This is a genomic window from Streptomyces sp. SD31 (genome assembly GCF_052068475.1).
Lineage (GTDB): Bacteria > Actinomycetota > Actinomycetes > Streptomycetales > Streptomycetaceae > Streptomyces.
In genome coordinates, this window is record NZ_JBQHCX010000019.1 from 92,065 (window position 1) to 110,371 (window position 18,307).

At 71.1% G+C, this 18,307-nt stretch carries 10 protein-coding genes and 3 pseudogenes; 4 read left to right on the forward strand and 9 right to left on the reverse strand.

The features are described from left to right. From ACTMVF_RS34210 to ACTMVF_RS34225, 4 genes are all read right to left on the reverse strand, one after another. Positions 1-876: an SDR family NAD(P)-dependent oxidoreductase gene (locus tag ACTMVF_RS34210; RefSeq protein ID WP_441274936.1), complete on the reverse strand. Its 876-nt coding sequence runs from the start codon at positions 874-876 to the stop codon at positions 1-3. Next, entirely contained in the window at positions 873-2,219 is a 1,347-nt protein-coding gene (locus ACTMVF_RS34215; protein WP_441274937.1) for a flavin-containing monooxygenase, read from the reverse strand. The genes ACTMVF_RS34210 and ACTMVF_RS34215 overlap by 4 nt, the downstream gene beginning before the upstream one ends. Before the next feature lie 170 nt (positions 2,220-2,389). Next, positions 2,390-3,586: an MFS transporter gene (locus ACTMVF_RS34220; RefSeq protein ID WP_441274938.1), complete on the reverse strand. Its 1,197-nt coding sequence runs from the start codon at positions 3,584-3,586 to the stop codon at positions 2,390-2,392. 214 nt (positions 3,587-3,800) lie between these two features. Beyond that, on the reverse strand, positions 3,801-7,022 hold the full coding sequence (locus tag ACTMVF_RS34225; protein WP_441274939.1) for a bifunctional cytochrome P450/NADPH--P450 reductase: 3,222 nt from the start codon (positions 7,020-7,022) through the stop codon (positions 3,801-3,803). 192 nt (positions 7,023-7,214) lie between these two features. On the opposite strand from ACTMVF_RS34225, the gene ACTMVF_RS34230 reads away from it, so the two are divergent. After that, a complete protein-coding gene (locus ACTMVF_RS34230; protein ID WP_441274940.1) occupies positions 7,215-7,802 on the forward strand; it encodes a TetR/AcrR family transcriptional regulator in 588 nt (195 codons plus the stop codon). Between the two features lie 92 nt (positions 7,803-7,894). Beyond that, the gene (locus ACTMVF_RS34235; RefSeq protein ID WP_441274941.1) at positions 7,895-8,224 is read left to right on the forward strand and encodes an RICIN domain-containing protein; all 330 of its coding nucleotides are present in this window, start codon (positions 7,895-7,897) and stop codon (positions 8,222-8,224) included. 69 nt (positions 8,225-8,293) lie between these two features. On the opposite strand, the pseudogene ACTMVF_RS34240 reads toward ACTMVF_RS34235, so the two are convergent. Then, positions 8,294-9,842, reverse strand: a pseudogene (locus ACTMVF_RS34240) (ATP-binding SpoIIE family protein phosphatase); the annotation flags it as partial. 138 nt (positions 9,843-9,980) lie between these two features. Between ACTMVF_RS34240 and ACTMVF_RS34245 the strand changes: the two are divergent. Continuing rightward, the gene (locus tag ACTMVF_RS34245) at positions 9,981-11,222 is read left to right on the forward strand and encodes an erythromycin esterase family protein (protein WP_441274942.1); all 1,242 of its coding nucleotides are present in this window, start codon (positions 9,981-9,983) and stop codon (positions 11,220-11,222) included. A gap of 80 nt (positions 11,223-11,302) precedes the next feature. On the opposite strand, the gene ACTMVF_RS34250 is transcribed toward ACTMVF_RS34245, so the two are convergent. From ACTMVF_RS34250 to ACTMVF_RS34265, 4 genes and pseudogenes are all read right to left on the reverse strand, one after another. Beyond that, entirely contained in the window at positions 11,303-11,611 is a 309-nt protein-coding gene (locus ACTMVF_RS34250) for a transposase (protein ID WP_441274943.1), read from the reverse strand. Between the two features lie 53 nt (positions 11,612-11,664). Continuing rightward, positions 11,665-11,883: pseudogene (locus ACTMVF_RS34255) on the reverse strand (DUF6247 family protein); the annotation flags it as partial. A 187-nt stretch (positions 11,884-12,070) separates the two neighbouring features. Then, complete coding sequence (locus ACTMVF_RS34260; RefSeq protein ID WP_441274944.1) at positions 12,071-13,513, reverse strand: polysaccharide deacetylase family protein; 1,443 nt, start codon at positions 13,511-13,513, stop codon at positions 12,071-12,073. A gap of 131 nt (positions 13,514-13,644) precedes the next feature. Beyond that, positions 13,645-17,355: an nSTAND1 domain-containing NTPase gene (locus ACTMVF_RS34265; RefSeq protein ID WP_441274945.1), complete on the reverse strand. Its 3,711-nt coding sequence runs from the start codon at positions 17,353-17,355 to the stop codon at positions 13,645-13,647. 359 nt (positions 17,356-17,714) lie between these two features. Between ACTMVF_RS34265 and ACTMVF_RS34270 the strand changes: the two are divergent. After that, a pseudogene (locus ACTMVF_RS34270) lies at positions 17,715-18,157 on the forward strand (S8 family serine peptidase); the annotation flags it as partial. Positions 18,158-18,307: the final 150 nt, after the last annotated feature.

An 18,307-nucleotide genomic window follows, 5' to 3' on the forward strand; every position in this document is an offset into this window, starting at 1 on the left:
TCACGCTTCCTCCACCAGTTCCCACCGGCCGCCGACCTGGCGGGCCAGCCCTCGGCGGCGCAGGTCCTCCAGATAACGGGCCATGCCCCGCTCGCCTCGCTTGCGGAACAGCGGGAAGAGCCTGGGCAGCAGGTTCGGCACCAGCATCGCGAACCGCACCAGTCGGGACTCCCCGGGCCGGACGTAGGCCTCCAGGCGGGGCTTGTCCAGCAGGCTCATGACCGCACTGACGACATCGGACGGCTGCTGCGGCGCGTCCTGGAACTGCATGGAGTTCCCACCGTCGACGGCCTCCTGACGGAGCATCCGCGTGTCGGTCGCCGACGGCAGCACCGAACCCGCCTTGATGCCCTTGCCCCGCAGGTCCAGCCCGATGGCGAGCATCGCGCCGCGCAGCCCGAACTTCGAGGCGGTGTAGATCGGGGTCTCGCCCAGCGGGAAGATCCCGCCGAGGGACACGGTCGTGACCACCCGGGGGTCGCCGGAGGCTCGCAGCAGCGGGACGGCGATCCGGGTCGTGACCAGCGGGGCGACCAGATTGACGTCGATCTCCCGCTCGATGCTCTCCACGCTGCGCTCGTCGAAGCGTTCCGCACTGGTCATGCCCACGTTGTTCACCAGGACGTCGATACGGCCGTGGGTGACCGCGACGCCGTCGAGCATCCGCTGCACAGCGGTGCCGTCCAGCAGGTCGCAGCCCAGCCCGGCATGCCCGCTCCCGGGCAGCTCGGCGGCCGTCCGCTTGGCCCGCACCTCGTCGATGTCGACCACGAGGAGGCGGGCGCCGCCTGCGGCGAAGCGGTGGCACAGGGCGCTGCCGATGCCTCCGGCGCCGCCTGTCACCAGGATGACCTTGTCTCGGAAGTCGTACGTCATGACGCCACCGCCTCCTGTCGCAGGGACGTTGCCCGAGGCGGCAGGCCGGAGGTACGCCAGCCCATCCCCTCGGCGACCGTGCCGAGGTACTTCACGAAGGCTTCGCTGTGGACGTAGCCGGTGTGGCGCGGCGAGTCGACGAACCTCAGCCCGCCGGACAGGTCCGGCCGGTCGCTGCGGATCATGCGGGCGAACCGCTCGGCGGTCGGCAGCCCGGCCCTCGCGTCCCGGATGAAGGACGCGATCAACTGGGCCTGGCTGTCGAAGAGCTGGTAGGCACCGGAGTTGGTCTCGACGAAGCCGACGCCGAACAGGCCCTCGTGCTCGCGGGAGAAGGAGCACAGATAGAGGTCGGGGTGCTGCTCGTCGCCGAAGTACTTCTGCGCGACGGGGACTTTGTGGACGTATCCCGTGGCCAGCAGGATCAGGTCGAAGTCGTCGCTGGTGCCGTCGGTGAAGTGCACCGTCCGGCCCTCGGTGCGCGCGATGCCGGGCCTGGCGGTGATGTCCCCGTGCTGGAGATGGTGGATCAGCAGCGAGTTGATGGCCGGGTGGGTCTCGAACAGCTTGTGGTCGGGCTTTTGCAGACCGAGCCTGCGCGGGTCGCCGTTGATCAGTCGCAGCAGCCCGCCGAACAGCTTCTGCTGCAGCCACATCGGCAGGTGGGGGCCGCCCGCGGCGATGGTGTCCACCGGCCAGCCGAACAGGTGCTTGGGGATGAACCAGTAACCACGGCGCATGCTGATCGCCGCGTAGTCGGCGGAGCGCGCCGCGTCGCAGGCGATGTCCAGCCCTGAGTTCCCCGCACCCACCACCAGCACCCGCTTGCCCCGCAGTTCGGCGCTGCTGCGGTAGGTGACCGTGTGGCGGACCTCGCCGGTGAAGTCGCCGGGCAGGTCGGGGACGTTGGGGTGCCACTGCGCGCCCGTGCACACGACGACCTGCCGGTGTGTACTGGCCCGGCCGTCGCCCCGGGTGACCGTCCAGGTGCCGTCGGGGTTCTTGTCCACGCTGCGGACCTCGGTGCCGAACTCGATCCGGTCCCTGAGCCCGTATGCCTCGGCGAACGACGTCAGGTAGGACAGGATCTGCCGGTGCGGCGGGTAGTCGGCGAAGTGGTCCGGCATCGGACAGCCGCCGAAGCCGGAGAGGGTCTTGCTGGAGATGAAGTGGGCCGACTCGTACATCGGGCTGCCCGGGTTGTCGATGTCCCACAGCCCGCCCGGTCCCGTGTGGCGCTCGATGTGCGTGTACGGCAGGTCCCGCTCGGCCAGCGCCCTCGCGACCGCCAGCCCTGCGGGGCCCGCACCGATCACACAGGTGTCGTACTGGTTCTCACTCATCAGTCCGTCTCCTTTCCTCGGATGTCTCACGTTGTTCGGGGAACCTATGCACCGCGCGGCCGGCGGGAACTGACCCCTGCGGCCACGGAGAGGACCGCAGCGGCCAGAGGCAGGCCGCTGCTGCCCGCCACGCCCTCGGGGACGCCACCTGACCGACGCGGCTGAAGTACTCACCCGCTCTCGGCGGCGGACGGGGGCGCGAGATCGCGCTCGGCCGATGCCTTCGTGCCGGCCACCGTCATCCGGAGCAGGGGCAGCGAGGCGACGAAGGTGCCGATCGCCAGGACCAGGCCGAGCACGTCGGCCCCGGCGCCGTCGAGGACGGCCCCGACGGCCAGGGGTCCGAGGCCGGTGCCCAGGGCGCCGGCGCCGCTGAGGGAGGCGACCAGACGTCCGGTCGGGTCGATGAGCGCCGCGGCGGCGAGCATCTGCACGAGGACGGCCAGTTGGCAGGTCTGCCAGAGGACGGCCGCGACGGTGAAGAGCACGGGGTCGTGGGTGAGGACCAGGACCGCCATCGCGAGGGCCTGCGCCGCGACGAAGACGGCCATGGACCGCATACGTCCGAAGCGCCGCGCCGCCACAGGCCCCACCCCCGCGCCGACGAGCGCCACAACGCTGGAGACCGCGAGGACGGCCGACACGGCGGAGTGGGACATGCCGGTGTGCTGGCGGCCCAGGACCGAGGCGTACGACCACGCGCCTTGGGTGACGGCCCACAGGAGCCCGGTGCCGACGAGCAGCACGACCGACGGTCCCGCCGAGGCCGCCTCTCCCGTACCGGCGGTTCGGGAGGCCGGAATCGCCGGGCCGTCGGGGAGCCGGCGTATCAGTGGCCAGGCGACGAGACAGCACAGCGCCATGAGCAGGAAGCCGGTGCCCTCCCCCAAGTCGTGGTTGGCCGCGGGGACCCCCATGATCAGCAGTGCCGTCACGCCGACCACGCCGGAAATGGTGACCGCGGACGCCTTGTCGGCGTCGTCGGTTGCGGCGAGCGCCGCCGTGGCCGCGGCGTAGACCGCGCCGAGCCCCGCGCCGAGGACCAGGTTGGCCAGGACCAGGGTCACCGGGCCGGTGGCCGCCGTCGCTCCCAGGAAGCCGGCTCCCGAGACGGCCAGGCCGAAGCGGGTCATCAGCACCCGCCCCGGCCGCGCGGCCCGCTTGGCCAGCAGCAGCGTCACCACCGCCGTCGCCATCAGCTGGGTCGCGGCCACGAGTCCGGCGGCGGAGTCCGACAGCGCGAAGCGTGACGCGAAGTCGTCGACGAAGACGGGCATCACGTTCGCTCCGCCGTTGCCGAGGGTGATTCCGGCGATGAGCGCGACCGCCACGCCGAAGGTCAGGGCGGAGCCGCTGCGCGCGTTCACCGGTCGCTCCTCTGCGAGGAGTTGGGGACTGGCACCGTTCCTCGGCGGTGCGCCGAGTGTGCAACAAGCATGAGGGCCTCACGAGTTCAGGAGGGACGGGACACGTTTCGAAGGAGACAGGGCCACGGACGAGGGGGGAGGGGGCGTCCGGGGCCCTGTCGGTGGGCGGGCTCGGCGGGGTCTGCGGAGGCGTCGGCGACCGCACCCTGTGTGGTCAGCCGGCCCAGACGTCTTCCACGTAGCGGCCGGACTCGATCATGGCGCTCAGCCAGGCGCTCGCCTCGTCATCACCGCTGCCCGTGCGGTCGCGGTAGATCTTCATGAACGCCTCCCGCACCGCCGGGGCCATACGGCGGCCGTCGCCGCAGATGTAGACGCGTCCGCCGGCCTCCAGGACCGCCCAGACCTCGTCGCTCTCCTTCGCGACGCGGTCCTGGACGAAGCGGGCGCCGTCCTCGGGGGCGCAGGAGAAGGTGGGCCGCATGCTGACGGCTCCGGCTGCCTCGGCCGCCTCGAACTCCGCGCGGTGGAGGTAGTCGACGTCGGGGTGGTCGCAGCCGAAGTAGCACAGCAGGGTGCCGGTCGACTTGGTGTGGTGGCGGTCGAGGACCGCGCCGCGGAAGGGCGCCAGACCGGTGCCCGCGCTGACCAGGATCACCGGCACCGACTCGTCCTGCGGCAGGCGGAACGCCTCGCTGCAGGGAAGCACCCTGGCCTGGACGGTGTCGCCGGCGTGCACGGTCTGGAGGTAGTGCGAGCCGATGCCGTGGAACGTGCCCTCGCCGGAGCGGTGGGGCGCGGCGAGCAGCGACACCATCAGGTCCACCTCGCCGGGAGAGGCCTCGGCGGACGAGGAGATCGAGTAGTGGCGCGGGCGCAGCACGGGCAGCAGCTCCAGGAAGACCTCGAACGGCAGCTCGCAGGCGCGGTAGCGCTCCAGCAGGTCCAGGACACTGTGTCCGGTGACGGCCACCTGCTCACGGAAGGCCTCCGGGTCCGCCGCCGCGAGTTCGGCCAGGGGCCGCTTCTCGGGCGGGCAGGCGGTGTGCTCGGCGAGCACGGCGACCTGCTCCTGGGTGGCGGCATCCTGCAGTTCCACGAAGTCGGTCAGCAAGCGGCGCACGGTCAGCGGCCGGTCGACAGGCAGGGTGTTACGGCTGCGGCGACGGGCGCGCAGTCGCACGGTGCGGTCCAGATCGAGGCCGAAGCGGTCGGCCACACGCTGGACGAGGGCGTCCGGGTTGCTAGGCAGGACGGCCAGGTGGTCGCCGGTGCGGTAGGTGACGCCCTCGGGCAGCCGCAGCTTGAGGAAACGCTTGGAGCGGCCCAACTCATGCTCCGTATCGACGAGTTCGTACGCGTCGAGCACCTCCATCGGCTGTACGCCGTGCCGTGCCGCGAGCCCGCCGATGACCGAGTCGGTCGCGTCCTGAAGCTCGTACAGCCCCGTCGCCTGGTCGGCCTCCGGCTCCGCCTCCCCCGCTTCTGCGGCGGCTCCGTACCGCTCCAGCAGCGCGGTCCACAGGTCGCCGGTCCACCGGTCCACCGTGCCGGCGAAGTCACCGGCGGCGTCCGCGGCGCCGCGCTCCAGCAGTGAGGTGGCGCCCGCCGCGGCGAGCCGCTCGTCGATGAGCGTGGGGATGCGCTGGTAGGTGGCGGCCCAGTTGCGGTCGCCGACGCCGAGTACGGCGTACTTCAGGCCGTCGAGCGCGCCGGGCTCCAGGCCCTCCAGCCATGCCACGAATTCCGCGGCGTCGTCGGTGGGCCTGCCGTTGTAGGAGGCGGCCACGATCACCACCGGTCCGTCACCTGCGGAGAGTTTGCCCACGGCGTCGTTGAGGGGAGCGACGGACGGGGTGAACCCGCGCTCGTCGCCGTCCTCGGCCAGATCGCGTGCGATGCCCGCGCAGGTGCCCAGGTTGGAGCCGTGCAGCAGGGTCAGCGCGGTTCCCGTGGCGCGTCGGACCACGGGCCGGTCCTCGACGGCGGGGGCGTTGCCCGCGGTGACACCCGTGGCGGTGGGCAGGCGGCGCTCCCCGCTGGTGCGCCGGGCCAGGTTCAGGGTGAACTCGTCCGGCTTGAGGGTGAGGGACTGCTTGATCTTCAGCTGGTAGTTGGTGTGGTCGATCAGCCGGTAGCGGTGCACCAGCAGAGCGAGGACCAGCGTCGCCTCGTGCAGCGCGAACTGGCGGCCGATGCAGGCGCGTTCGCCGTTGCCGAACGGCTTGAACAGGTGGACCGGGCGCTCCTCCTCCCGCTCGGGCAGGAACCGGTCGGGGTCGAACAGCTCGACGTTCTCGCCCCAGGCGGGGTCCCGGTGCAGCTGCGGGATGAGGATCTGGATCGACTCGCCCTTGCGAACGGCGTACTTCCCGCCGATGACGGTGTCCTCCAGCGGCTCCACGGCGTACGCGGGGGCCGTCGGCCACAGCCGCAGGCCTTCGTTGAGTACCTGGCGGATGTACGTCAGCTTGCCGATGTCCCCGTAGTCCGGCTCGGGGGCGTCCGAGTCGCCCCACAGCGCGTCGACCTCGGCCTGGGCGCGGGCGAGGACCTCGGGGTGCTTGGTCAGGTAGTAGAGGGCGAAGGACAGGGCCCCGCTGGTGGTCTCGTGCCCGGCGATGAGGAATGTGATCGCCTGGTAGCGGATGTTGACGTCGTCCAGGGGCTCGCCCGTGACCGCGTCGCGGGTGTGCAGCATGCGCCCGAGCAGGTCGTCGGTGCTCTGGTCGCCGGACGCCCGGCGCTGCCGGATCACGTCGTCGACCAGGCCCTCCATCATGGCCACGTCCTCGCGGAACTGCTCCGCCTGCTTCCACTTGAACAGCTCGGTGCCGGGGATGGACTCCCCCTTGGCCTGGGCGAAGCCGAGCGCGCGCGACAGGGCGGTGACGAAGGGGTGCGGCTCCTCGCGGCTGAAGGACTCGAAGTCGTAGCCGAAGCCGCACAAACCGATCGTGTCGAAGGTCAGCCGCGTCATGTCGCCGGCCACGTCCACGGGCTCCGTGCCGGCCGCCTGGTCCCACTTCCCGATCAGTTCCCGGGCCACCTTGAGCATCGTCGCGTGGTAGCCGCGCATCGCGCCGAGGGAGAACGCCGGCATCAGGATGTCGTGCGCCTTGCGCCAGTTGGGCTCGTCGTTGAACGCGGTGAAGAGCCCGTCGCCCCCGATCCCCCGGAGGATCACGAGGTCGGGGTGCACGTTCTTGCGGAACCGGCTCTCGTCCGCCAGCTCGGTGACCAGGTCGAGGCCGGAGGCGAAGTTGATCTCGTTGCCGAAGATGCGGAGCTTGAACAGCGGCCCGAGTTCCTTGGCCTCCTTCATCACGTAGAGCAGGCCGTCGGCGCCGCTGGGGATGTCGAACGCGTGGCCGACCAGGGGCAGGGCGGGGCGCTGGGGGATCGGTTCGGTTCCGCGCAGGGTCTCGTGCGTCATGAGCTTGCCTTTCGTTCGGCGCAGGCTGTCGCTGGCCAGAACCATATAAGCGACATTGTCGAGTGACAATGTCGTTCGATTGTGTTGAGTGACACAGTCATTTGATGAAACCGCGTCATTGAGGGGTGCATGACATGAAGCACTTTTTGTCGAGCGACCTGTTCGACAGACTGAGTCGCGTAAGATGCCGGTATGGCTCATGTATCCGCGGCGGAGCGCCGCCCACAACTGATCAAGGCGGCCATCGACCTGATGAGCAGGGAGGGCGTCGCCGCCGGCAGCACCCGCGCCATCGCCGCCGAGCTCGGAGTGGCCCAGGCGACCGTGCACTACACCTTCGGCACGAAGGAAGAGCTCTACCGGGCCGTCATGGAGCAGCTCACCCAGGACCTGGTCGCCCAGGTGGAGCAGGCCGCGCCCACGGACGCGGGCTTCGAGGACGCGATCGTCACGCTCGCCGAGGCCCTGTGGCGCACCGTGCTCGAACAGCCCGCGTCGTACCAGCTCCTCACGGAGCTTTCCATGTTCGCCCTGCGTACGCCCCATCTCCAGGAGGCTTTGCACAGCCACTACCGGGGCATCTCGGCGGTTACGGCGAAGCTGATCACCGAGGCCGCGGACCGCACCGGTCACCAACTCGCCCAGCCCGCCGAGACGATCGCGAGGTTCTTCCTCGCGGGCTTCGACGGGCTGACGCTGCAACACCTCTCACTGCCGGACGAGGAGGCCGAAGGCGTCTGCCTACGGGCGCTGATCTCCGCCGTCCTGGCCATGGCCTGAGGTCGCCGCGCACAACGCCGAGACCCTGCCGGGCGAGTTGCCCGGCGGGGTGCGTGGAAGCTCGGTGATGGCCGGTGCGGTCAGCAGGGGGAATGGGGCCGGACGTCCGCGACGCCTCGACCGCCGACGGGGGCGCCGTCATCCAGTGGCCGTGGAGCGGGGGCTCCAACCAGCAGTGGAAGCTGCTGCCCGACACCGACGGTTCCTACCGGCTGTCCAACGTCCGCAGCGGCAAGGTCCTTCAGAGCCCGGGCGGCTCCGCCCAAGGCGATGGACTCAACCAGTTCACCGCCGACGGCGGCGACCATCAGTCGTGGAAGCTGGTGCCCTCCCCGACCAGCGGCTACCACCAGCTCGTCAACGTCCGCACCGGCTGGTGCGCCGACGTCAAGGGCGCCTCCTGCCCGACGGTGCCATGGTGATCCAGTGGCCCTCCACCGGCGGCTCGAACCAGGACTGGCGGATCCTCGCGGTGTGAGCCACCGGGACGCTCAGTGAGGCAGAGGCTGTTCGGCCCAGATCGTCTTGCCGGCGGCGGTGTGGCGGCTGCCCCAGCGTTCGGCGACCTGGGCGACGAGCAGCAGTCCGCGTCCGCCCTCGTCGAAGACACGGGCCCGCCGCAGATGCGGGGCGGTGCTGCTGCCGTCGGAGACCTCGCAGATGAGCACGTCGGCGCGGATGAGCCGCAGCTCGATCGGGGCGTTGCCGTAGCGGATGGCATTGGTGACCAGCTCGCTGACGATCAGCTCGGTGGGGAACTCCAGCTCGGCCAGCCCCCAGGCGGCCAGCTGTTCGCTCGCTGTCCGGTGGGCCCCGGCGACGGCTGCGGGGTCCACGGGCAGCTGCCAGGTGCGCACTTGGTCCGCGCCGAGACCGGAGGTGCGGGCCAGCAGCAGGACGATGTCGTCGGCCGCTGGGTCGGGCCGTACATTGCGCATGACCTCGTCGCAGGTTTCCTCCAAGCCGGCGGCCGGGCGGCGCAGCGCCTCGGTCAGCAGGTCCAGTCCGACGTCGATGTCCCGGCCGGGTGCCTCGATCAGGCCGTCGGTGTAGAGGGCGAGCAGGCTGCCCTCGCCCACGTCGATCCGGGCGGCCTCGAACGGCAGTCCGCCCAGGCCGAGTGGTGGCCCGGCGGGCAGGTCCAGGACGTGTACGGAGCCGTCCGGGCTCACCAGGACGGGCGGCGGGTGGCCTGCCCGGGCCATGTCGCATCGGCCGGCGACGGGGTCGTAGACGGCGTAGAGGCAGGTGGCCCCGACCTCTCCCGAGGCCCCCTCCGCCTGGCCCCGGGTGCCCGGGCCTTCCTCCCGGTCGAGGCGGATGACCAGGTCGTCCAGCCGGGTGAGCAGTTCGTCGGGCGTGAAGTCGGCGTCGGCGAGGGTCCGTACCGCGGTGCGCAGGCGGCCCATCGTGGCCGAGGCGTGCACGCCGTGGCCCACCACGTCGCCCACCACCAGCGCGACCCGTCCGCCGGACAGCGCGATGACGTCGAACCAGCCTCCGCCGATCTCGTCTCGGACCGGCGGGAAAGTACCGGTGGGCGAGGTCCACCGCCTGCGCTCGTGGCAGTCGCTCGGGCAGCAGGCTGCGCTGGAGGGTGAGCGCGGTCCGGCGCTCGCGGGTGTAACGGCGGGCGTTGTCGATGCTGACCGCGGCTCTGGCGGCGATCTCCTCGGCGAGCACCAGATCGTCCTCGCCGAATGTGTCCGCCGTACGGTGCCGCAGCAGGTGCATCACGCCCATGGTGACGCCCCGGGCGCGCAGCGGCACCATCATCACCGAATGGATCCTGAACCGCCTCATGCTCTCGGCACGGGCCGGGGAGGCCGTCGACCACTCACGCAGGCGCGGGTCGCCCGCACGGTAGTAGGCACCCTGGCCCGTGATCAGCGCCTGTGCCGGTGGTGAGCCGGGAGGGTAGACGTCGACGTCGCCCGCCCGGACCACGGATTCCGGGCACCCTGAGAGCACCGACCGTTGCGCGGTACGGCGGCACTGCACCGGCGTGTCGGGCGGAATCGGTTGCGGCTCGTGCCCCTGGACTCCTTCTTGAGGATCCTGCGGAGCTTCTTGCCCAGCTCGGTCTGTGCACGGGGGCGGGCCTGAGACGGCCTTACTCACTGAGCAGGACGGCATGGGTAGTGTCATCGGGCGTGGCGGCGACGGAGGGGGAAGGTCGTGTCTGATGAGGTGACGAGTTGGTTGGCCCGGACCGCTTTACCTCTGAGCGGCCTGACCGCGGGCGTGTCCACTGCTGACCTCCAGCCGCTGAAGAGTTTCCTCGATGGCGTGCGGATCGTGGGCTTGGGGGAGGCCACCCATGGGACGAGCGAGTTCTTCCAGCTCAAGCACCGCCTGCTGGAGTTCCTTGTCGAAGAGATGGGATTTTCGGTCCTGGCCATGGAGGCCAGCGCATCGGCTGGCCCAGCAGTGGACGCCTACGTCCGCCAAGGCGTCGGTGACGCCGCGGGGGTGCTGGCCGGGCTGGGGTTCTGGACCTGGCGGACTCATGAGGTGCTCGGGGTGATCGAATGGATGCGCGAGTACAACCGGGGGCGCCCAGAAGACCAACAGGTGCGCTTTGCGGGTATCGACCCGCAACAGTGCGGCGGCTCCCTGGCCGTGCTCGAATCCTTCCTGCGCAAGGTGGCACCGGATCGTGAGGCCGGACTTCTCTCCCCGCTCCGCGTGCTCGCCAAGGCATATCCGGGATCGCAACCTGATCCTCAGCGGCGCCTGGTGCAGGATGCAGAAGAACTGCTGGGGTTTCTCCGTGAACGCGGCCCCGGAGCGGCCGACGCTCTCCGGCATGCCCGAATTCTGGTGCGGGCCGCCGACCTGGTGACGCGAGCCAGGCAGCACACGGACCCGCAGCAGACCGTCTTCGCCGCACGCGACCGGTATATGGCCGAGGCCGTCGGGGAACTCCTCAATGATCCATCCACCAAGGTCGCCCTCTGGGCTCACAACGGGCACATCACCAAGAGCCGTCACGGTGGTGCGGTACCGGCGATGGGGCAGCACCTGCATACACGGTACGGCGACGCCTATTACGCACTCGGCCTGCTGTTCGGCAGCGGCTCCTTCCGCGCCCGTCGGATGTGGCCCGGCCCGTGGTCTCGTCCCCGAGCCGGCGCCCTCGTCACCAACCGGATCGGCCCCGCCCGCCCGGACACCGTGGAAGCCCAGCTCGCCACCGCCAGTCCGGGCAACCACCTCGTGGACCTGCGCAGCGCAGCCAACGCGCCGACAGCAGTACGAGAGTGGCTGAACGGTCGGCATCGCATGCGAAGCTTCGGCGCCGTGGTGCCGCGCTGGTTTTATCGCTTCAACCTGATCCCTGCCTTCCTGGCCGAGGAGTACGACGGACTGGCCTACGTCGCGGTGTCGACCGGTTCCCAGCCTCTCCCGACCTCCTAGACGCTCCCCATTCCCGGCCGGAGCAAGCTCAAGAGCAGTCTGCGGAGGCAACGCGGACCGCTGATCCGCTGTCACAACGGCTACTCAGTAGGCCGGAGAGCTGCCAGGTGAGACATACGCGTGCGGGCTCGTGGGGTTTTTGCCCACCAGGCATTGAGGCGATGAAAGTTCATCGCGGTGGCGGTGAGCTGGTGCTGTAGCTGGGCCTTGGCGAGACCGTGATAGCGGCATCGCCGCAGGCCGAAGGCTCGCACGCCCTGGGAGATCGTGCCTTCGACACCGGCCCGGTGTGCGTACTGTTCCTTCCACTCCTGGGTGTCTTCCTGGGCTCGTGCGTGCTGGATCGCCTCATACTCCGCTTGCGGGCGGAGCGTGATCCGACGGCCCATGTCCGACTTGTTGTTGGAGCGGGTGCACTGCTCTCGGGCCTTGCAGGGACGGCAGACAGCCGTCGGGCAAGACGGACCTGCCAGGTACGCACGACGTCGTGCAGGGGCGTGAGCCTGTAGCTGTGGCGGGAGTCCTCCAAGGCCTTGGCCCAGTCCCGCTCGAAGGCCGGCACCCAGGAGTCGGCGCGACGGTCCTCGCGCAACTGGGCGAGCAGCTGGGCGGCGGCGGCCGGGGCCGGCGGTGCGGGGGCTTCCTCGGGCTGCGCGCTCATCGGCACCTCGCAGCAGCACCAGTCCTCACCTGCGCCGGGCCCGGCCGGTGGACGAGGGCGGGCGCGGCCTGTTCATGGTCGCCGAGTTGACCCAGCGCCGGGGAAGGCGCTGGTCCAGCGCCGGCATGGCGATCTGGGCCCAACAACTGCCGGCGCATTGAGCGCGGTGCCGGGTCACACCGCGGCGTCAGAGACTCGCGCGCAGGTGGCTGACCGTCACGAAGTGGTAGCCGCGGGCGGCCAGGGTCCGCAGGATCTCGGGGACCGCGGCCACGGAGGTGGGGTGGATGTCGTGCAGGAGGACGACATCGTTGCCTTCGGCCTTGTCGATGACGGTGCGGGCGACCTTGGCCGCGTCGCGGTACTTCCAGTCCTCGGTGTCCACGTCCCACAGCACGGGGGAGAGGGTGGTCGCCGCCTTCACCGTGGCGTTCATGGCGCCGTACGGCGGCCGGAACAGCGTCGGTGCCTTGCCGGTGGCGGTCTTGATGGCCGTGCTGGTGCGGTCCAGCTGGGAGCGAACCTGGGCGGGGGTGAGGCCGGTGAGGTCGGGGTGGTTCCAGGAGTGGTTGCCGACTTCGTGACCGGCCTGCGCCTCCGCGCGCACCAGCTCGGGATGGGCGGCGACGTTCTGGCCGGTGGTGAAGAAGGTGGCGCGCGCCTTGTGCTGGGCGAGGTGCTTCAGCAGTGTCGCTGTCTCCGGGGCCGCCGGGCCGTCGTCGAAGGTCAGCGCGATGCACTTCACCTTCTTGCAGTCCGTGGTGTCGTCTCCCGAGACGGCCTCCGTCGGGACGGACGGCTCGGGCGTGTGGGTTGCACCGAGGTCGAGCCGGCTGCTGGGACGTACGGTCTGCTGCTGGACGCGCTTGCCGAAGTCGGACAGCCACGGGGTGACCGTCGTCTTCGAGAGGGCCACGACGTACTGGCCTGCCGCCGGGACGCCCACCTCGCCCGGGTCGAAGGTCGCCCTGAGGCCGCCGTCGGCGGTGAAGACCATGTCGTCCAGGGCCGTAGCGCGGTTCGCGGGATCGCCGAAGGCTGTGTCGAGGGAGGTGGCGTCCACGCCATGCCGGCCCTTGAGCTTCTTCTTCAGGGCGGAGACAAGGCTGCCCTGGGTGGCGTCCGTGATGAGGTCGGGGCCGGTGCGGGCCGTCCGGTCCTTGCCGTCGTACCAGTACGTCCTGTGCGACAGCCCACTCCCGGCCGCCGAGCCGTCCCGTGTGGTCAGGCGGACGCCCAGTACGTCACCCGAGGCGACCAGGAACTCATAGCTGACGTTCAGTTCCCCGCCGGCATCGGCAGCGGAACCGCTCTGGCACGATCCCGCCCGGAAGCTGTCCACGCGCTGCTCGACGAACCGCTTCATCGTGGCCGTCATCGCCTCCGCGCCCGGGACCGCCGGATAGCTCGCGGCGTATCGGCAGAAGCCGTGCTCGCTGCTGTCGGTGACGATCTCCAGGCCCTTGATCCGCGCCGGGTCGACGCCGCGGTCGGATATGGCGGGCGAGGAACCGGAGGGCCGGTGGCCGGGCTCCGCGCCGGGGGATCCGGGTGTCCCGGACGAGCAGGCCGCGGTCAAGGTGAGGGAACCGAGCAGGAGAAGGGACGTGAGCAGGGAGCTTTTGCGCATGACGAGAGAGCCCTAAGGAGAGGGGAATTGCGGGCGGGCCGGACGGCCACGGCCCGATCCTCACGGGCCCGGACGTTGTCCAGCGACCCTCGTCATCACCTCTGGACAATCACATGGACAATCCGCTGACCTCAGCAGATCTCCCGGTACGGCGCGTCGGGGACGTAGGTCCGCCACTGGGCCTCGGTCAGTCCGCCTCCCGCGCGCTCGCAGATCGCGGCCGTGGCCCGGTCGGCGTCGACGGCGTAGCGCTGGAGCGGGGTGTGCGGGCCGGCGGCGTACAGGGTGCCGTCGTCCTGGCTGAAGGCGACCGAGCGGATTTCGTCGCCCGGCGTGGGCAGGTCGGTGCCGAGGCGCTGCTGGGACGCGGTGTCCCACAGCTGGAGGGTGCTTTCGGTGCCGCCCACGGCCAGCGTGCGGCCGTCGGCCGAGAACGCCAGCGCCGCCACCGCCTCCGGGGCGCTCTCGCCCGCCGCGCCCGATGTGCCGGCCAGGACGCCCGTCCTGTGCTCGACGTCCCCGTCCCACAGGGTCACCCGCCCTGAGGCGTCGCCGACCGCGAGCCGATCGCCGTCGGGACTGAACGCCAGCGCGGTGACCTCCCTGCCGTCGGCGAGGGCCCGGCCCACGGTCGTGCCGCCTGGCAGCTTCGCGTACTGGTCGTAGGAGCCGACAAGCACCCGTCCGTCGGGGCGGACGGCCAGGGCCTGCGTGGAGAGGCCCGGTACGGTCCCCGTACGGCGGCCTGTGCCCGCGTCCCAGACGTCCGTGCCGGTCTGACCACCGACCAGCAGGATCCGGCCGCCGGGACCGAGGGTGAGGGGAAACGCCGGGTTCTCGGGCGTACCGGGTATGTCGAACGACGTGCGTGCCTTGTGCGCGGCCAAGTCCCATACCGCGACCCGCTGCCGTCCGGAAGGCCCGATCCCGCTGACCGCGAGGGCTGTGCCGTCCGGGCTGAAGGTCGGGAGCGGGGCGTCGTCGACACCGGTCGGAAGGGCGCCGATGGTGTCGTGGGCGAGGACGGCGCTGGTTCGCGTGGAGCGGAGTTCGAGGCGATACGGCCCCTTGGGTCCGGAGCGGGTCGCAGTCGCGAGGGTGGTGCCGTCCGGGCTGAGGACGGTCGCGTCGGCCGGTGTGTCGTGCCAGCGGGGCGCGAGGTTCGCCGTGAGGTCGTACGAGCGGACGGTCGCGCCGTCGAGGAAGCGAAGCACCCGGTCCCGGCCCGGATCCCAGGCCAGGCCCCGCACTTCCTGGCCCTGCGTCAGCGGACTGCGGAACACTTGGAGCCCGGACTCGTGCAGGCGCCACACCGCGAGCTCGCGGTCGTCCACCGTGGCCAGGAACTGGCCGTCGGGCGTGAAGTCGAGCTGCGTGAACCCGGTGGCTCCGAGGCTGCTGATGTCGGCGACGAGACCACCCCCGGAGACGTCCCAGACCCGGGCCGTGACGCCCGAGGCGGCGGCCAGCCGCTTGCCGTCCTGGCTGAAACGGAGCACATGGTCGCCGCTGTCGGCGCCGGTCCCGGTGCCGCAGAAGCCCTTCACCTTGTCCCAGCCCCCGGGCAGACGCTCGTCGCGGACGGTGTCCCACACCTCGGGTGATCCCCCGGCGGGGCAGAGCGCGAGGAGTCGGCCGTCGCTGTCCAGGCCGGCGGCGGTGGGATCGGCGGTCGTGGTGAAGAGGACCTTGCCGTCGGTGGTGCGGCGCAGCTGGACCCGGCCCGCGCCGTCCGGCGGGGCGGTGAGGTGGCCGGTGCCGTCGGAGGTGAAGGCCGGCACGGTGCTGTCTCCCACGTCGGCGACCGGCTTTCCGGCCGTCAGGTCCCACAGCCGCTCACCCCCATCCGGGCCGATGAGGTCGAGGTACCGGCCGTCGGGGCTGACAGCACTCGTCTCCGTGTCCGCCGGCAGGCGGTACGAGGTGATCCGCTGCCCGTGGGCGACGTCCCAGGCGCTCACCCGGCGGCCCGCCACGCTGACCAGCCTTCGGCCGCGGTCGGTGAGGAACCGTCGCGTGTCCTTGCCGGTCTGCGGATCGGTGAAGTCTTCCCGCTCCGGCTGGAACAGGGCGCCGAGCAACGCGGAGCGGGACTCGGTGAGCGGCGCGGTTCTCCAGGCGGCGACGCCGAGCAGCGTGGCGGTACGGGGGTCGGAGGAGCGCAGACCGGCGGCCGACGCGGCGATCCGGCGGGCGGCGGCCTTGGCGCCCTCCGCCACGCTCGCCTGGTTCTGCTGCCAGGCGACCAGTCCGGCGGTCAGGGCGAGGACGAGGAGGGTGCAGAGGGCGGCCGTGAGGGTCCGCCGCTTGCGCTTCGCCGTGTCGCGGGCGGCGAGCGAGGCGGTGAGGAAGGCACGCTCGGGGCGGGTGAGGTCGTCCTCGTCCCCGGGCTTCCCGGGCTGACCAGGCTTCCCGGTGAACAACTCCTCGGCCCGGGACAGCCGCGAGCCCCGGTACAGGGCCCCGCCGTCACGTCCCAGCTCCTCCCAGACGCGGGCCGCCTCGGTGAGCCGACGCTGCTCGTGCAGCCGCTCCCGGTCCTCCTCGATCCATCCGGCGAGTCTTGGCCAGCCGGTGATCAGCGCCTCGTGGGCGAGTTCGACGACGCCGTCGTTCAGGGTGACCAGACGGGCGACGGCGAGCTGTTCGAGGACGTCCTGGGCGTCGGGCGTGAACTCGGTGCGCTCGGCCGGGCGGCGGGTGTCGGCGGTGCCTTGGCCAGGGGCGATCAGCCGCAGCAGGATGCGGCGGGCGGTGCGGGCCCGGTCTGCGGACAGCTCGGCGTACGTCTCCTCGGCGGTGGCGGCGATCGCCCCGCGCACACCGCCCGCCGCCTCGTACGCCGCCATGGTCAGGGTCCGGCCGCGGCGGCGGCGCCAGGTCTCCAGCAGGGCGTGCGAGAGCATCGGCAGCGCGCCGGGCTGGTCCGTGACCTCGTCGATGATCCGAGCGGTCAGGGCCCGTTCGACGAGAAGTCCGACGGCGGCAGCCGGTTTCGTGACCACCTCGCGCAGCTCTTCCCGGCCCATCGGCCCGACCAGCAGGTTGGCCCGGCTGACCGCCTCGGCCAGCTCCCGGTCTTCGGCGCAGTGGCCGTAGAAGTCGCCGCGCACCGCGATGACCACCCGGAGCCGGCTTTCGGCGTCACGGGCCGCGAGCAGTAGGCGCAGGAAGCGGTCCCGTTCCTCCCGGTCCCGGCACAGCGTGAACAGTTCCTCGAACTGGTCGACGACCACCCAGGTGTCCTGCTCCCCCTCCTGGGGCAACAGCGCCTTCTCGTGGGTGTGGGCGGGACGTTCCCCGGGCGTCAGCACCCGGATCACCTCAGGACGGTCGGCGCCGGGCGCATCCTGCAGTGCCGGTATCAGCCCGGCCCGCAGCAGTGAGGACTTGCCGCTTCCGGACGGGCCGAACACTGCCGCGAACCGATGCGCGTGCACCAGCGCGAGCAGCTCTCCGACGAGCGCGTCCCGGCCGAAGTACAGGTCACGGTCGTACGGCTCGAAGCGCACGAGTCCGCGGTAGGGCGGAGCAGCGTCCCCGCCACCCTCCGCGGCTTCTCCCATCGCCTGTTCCTCGGCCGCGTCCTTGGTCGCCCGCCAACGCTCCTCCCACTCCTCAAGATCCGCGTCCAGCGCCTGCACGTAGGCCAGGACCACGGGCAGGGACGGCAGTTGTTCACCACTGGCTGCGGCGGACAGCGCACTCGTCGAGTAGTTCGCCCGCCGGGCCATGTCCCGGTACGTCGGCTTCCCGGCCGCCTCCCGTAGGACCCGCAGCTCGTGCGCAAGCCGCTGGACCGGACCTGCCTCGGGGTCCAGGGGCTTCTCGCGTCGTCCCACGCCTGCGCACCTTTCAAGATCCAAGCAAATCGGCCACTCACGCTACTTTTCCGTCCGAATGACCGGCAACCCCCGCTGACCTGCTGTGACGTAATTGTCCAAGAGTGATGGAGGGCAGCTGCCGGACAACTCTGCGTCACCAAAACTCGACCCCGACCTCACCACCGAGAGAACCGGGGAAGAGGGATCTCCCTTGCGGAACGAGCTGCGGAACAAACACAGCTTGCGCGGGCGCGGCCGACCGACGGCGTACGGTACGGCCGCACTGCTGGTGGTGGCGGGGCGACCGCCACCGCCCTGCCGGTCCTGGCGACACCGCCAGAAGCGACGGCCGCCACACCCAGCCGTTCGGGCCACTCGTCGTCGGCGTGGATCGGGCCAAGTGCCGGGAGAACATCCCGGTCTCCGTGCGGCGCTTCGCTGGTCACACGTACGCCGTCCCGCTGGACGCGGCGCGCCTGGTGGCGAGCGGGCGGCTGGACCGCCGTCGAGGCGGACGTCGAGCGCGCGCTGCCCGCCGTGGACGGTCAGGCGCTGACCGCCGAGAAGACGGACACGGCCAAGGTGTGGGGCGCCTTGACCCGCCCCGCCGGCCACGGACGGCAAGGGCGTCAAGGTCGCCGTCCTGGACAGCGGCATCGACGCCACCCACCCCGACCTACGGGGTGCCGTGGTGGCGGCCAAGGACTTCACGGGATCGACTACTGCCGACCATCACGGGCACGGCACGCACGTCGCCGCCACCATCGCCGGGACCGGGGCCCGTGGCGATGGTCGGTACAAGGGTGTCGCGCCCGGCGCCTAGCGCGAACGACCGGGCCTCGGCGGCGTGGTGGATCGGGCGGCAAGACGATCGAGCACGATCAGCCGGCCGAACCAGCGCCCCCTCATCCAGGGGGTGCGCTCCGGCGGTGGCAAGCCTGCTGGTCACCCCGCCGGTGCGGCACATCTT

Coding starts and splice junctions, on each gene's coding strand:
- ACTMVF_RS34210 (WP_441274936.1), bottom strand. CDS start 876: ATGACGTACGACTTCCGAGACAAGGTCATCCTGGTGACAGGCGGCGCC.
- ACTMVF_RS34215 (WP_441274937.1), bottom strand. CDS start 2,219: ATGAGTGAGAACCAGTACGACACCTGTGTGATCGGTGCGGGCCCCGCA.
- ACTMVF_RS34225 (WP_441274939.1), bottom strand. CDS start 7,022: ATGACGCACGAGACCCTGCGCGGAACCGAACCGATCCCCCAGCGCCCC.
- ACTMVF_RS34230 (WP_441274940.1), top strand. CDS start 7,215: ATGGCTCATGTATCCGCGGCGGAGCGCCGCCCACAACTGATCAAGGCG.
- ACTMVF_RS34235 (WP_441274941.1), top strand. CDS start 7,895: ATGGGGCCGGACGTCCGCGACGCCTCGACCGCCGACGGGGGCGCCGTC.
- ACTMVF_RS34250 (WP_441274943.1), bottom strand. CDS start 11,611: ATGGGCCGTCGGATCACGCTCCGCCCGCAAGCGGAGTATGAGGCGATC.
- ACTMVF_RS34260 (WP_441274944.1), bottom strand. CDS start 13,513: ATGCGCAAAAGCTCCCTGCTCACGTCCCTTCTCCTGCTCGGTTCCCTC.